The sequence below is a fragment of the Streptomyces sp. NPDC054847 genome (assembly GCF_053610925.1).
In genome coordinates, this window is the sequence record NZ_JBSGZJ010000775.1 from 1 (window position 1) to 1294 (window position 1294).

At 76.0% G+C, this 1294-nt stretch carries 2 protein-coding genes; both read left to right on the top strand.

Going from position 1 to position 1294, the window contains the following annotated elements; genetic code table 11:
- The coding region (locus ACWGH4_RS35165; protein ID WP_453467974.1) for a DUF4439 domain-containing protein at positions 1-234 on the top strand (234 nt) is incomplete at its 5' end.
- Positions 235-255: 21 nt separating this feature from the next.
- The gene (locus tag ACWGH4_RS35170) at positions 256-1119 is read left to right on the top strand and encodes an aminoglycoside phosphotransferase family protein (protein ID WP_453467976.1); all 864 of its coding nucleotides are present in this window, start codon (positions 256-258) and stop codon (positions 1117-1119) included.
- Positions 1120-1294: the final 175 nt, after the last annotated feature.

Here is a 1294-nt window from a genome sequence, read left to right on the forward strand (position 1 = left end):
GCCGCGGGCTACGCCCTGCCCTTCCCCGTGCCGGACGCCGCGGCCGCGATACGGCTCGCCGCCGTCCTGGAGGAACGGGTGGCGGCGGTCTACTCCGATCTCGTACGGGCCGCGGAAGGTCCGCTGCGGCTGGACGCCGCGGGCGCGCTGCGCGAGGCGGCGGTCCGCGCGGTGCGCTGGCGCGGCAGCGGCGTAGCCTTTCCTGGGCTCGCTGAGCGGGCCGGCCAGGACTGACGGGGAAGGAACAACGGGCGTATGGCTTTCGAACCCCCGCAGCGGCTGGTCCGGGCACTCGGTGAGGACGACGCGTGGCTGGCGCGGCTGCCGGAAACGGTCCAGGAGACCGTGGACCGGCGGAAGCTGGACGTCGAACGGACCGTGGTGCCAGGCGGCCGGAGCAGCCTGCTCCTTCTCGTACGGCAGCCGGACGGCACACCCGCCGCGTTGAAGCTGTCGCCCCCGTCGGCGGCCCCGGGGCGCGAGGCGTCCGCGCTGGAGCACTGGAACGGCTGGGGCGCGGTACGGCTGCTGGACGCCGCCGACGGCGAACTCCTGCTGGAGCGGCTGCACCCCGAGGTCTCGCTCCGCTCGCTCCCTGAGGCCAAGGCGCTGCTGGAGGCGGCGGGTACCGTGCGGCGGCTGTGGGTCGAGGCGCCCGCCGGCCATGCCTTCGAGACGGTGGCGGACCGTACGGCACGGCAGGCGGCGGCGATGCGGAGCTCCGCGGAACCGCTCGTCGCGGCCGCGCTGGCGGCGCGGGACGAACTGGTCGCGGCGGCACCGGAAGAACTGCTGCTGCACGGCAACTTCCGCCAGGGGAAGGTGCTTTCCGGCGACCGCACGCCATGGCTGGCGGTCGGGCCCGAGCCCGTGGTCGGCGAACGCGCGTACGACCTGGCCCGACTCGCCCGCGACCGCGTCGAGGACCTCGTCGCGTCCTCCGCGGGCGCGTCGGCGGCCCGCCGCAGGCTGAACCGCCTCGCGGACTCCCTCGAGGTCGACCGCGACCGGCTGCGCGGCTGGACGCTGTTCCGCGCGGTGGAGTCGGGACTTCGGGCGGTGGCCGCGGGGCGGCGTGCGGAGGGGGAACTGGCACTGGAGTTCGCGGGCTGGCTGTAGCCGGTCCGCGAGCGTGCCGCTGCGCGGGGCGTGTTCCCCTCCCCGCCCCTTCAAGAACCGGGGCAAGCCCCGGACCCCGTACCGCCCTGCGGCGGCGTACCGCGCGCTCCGCGCGGTGCCCTCAAACTCCCCCTACGCCTGGCGGCCGTGGGAGGTGCCCCCAGGCGGGCTGGAT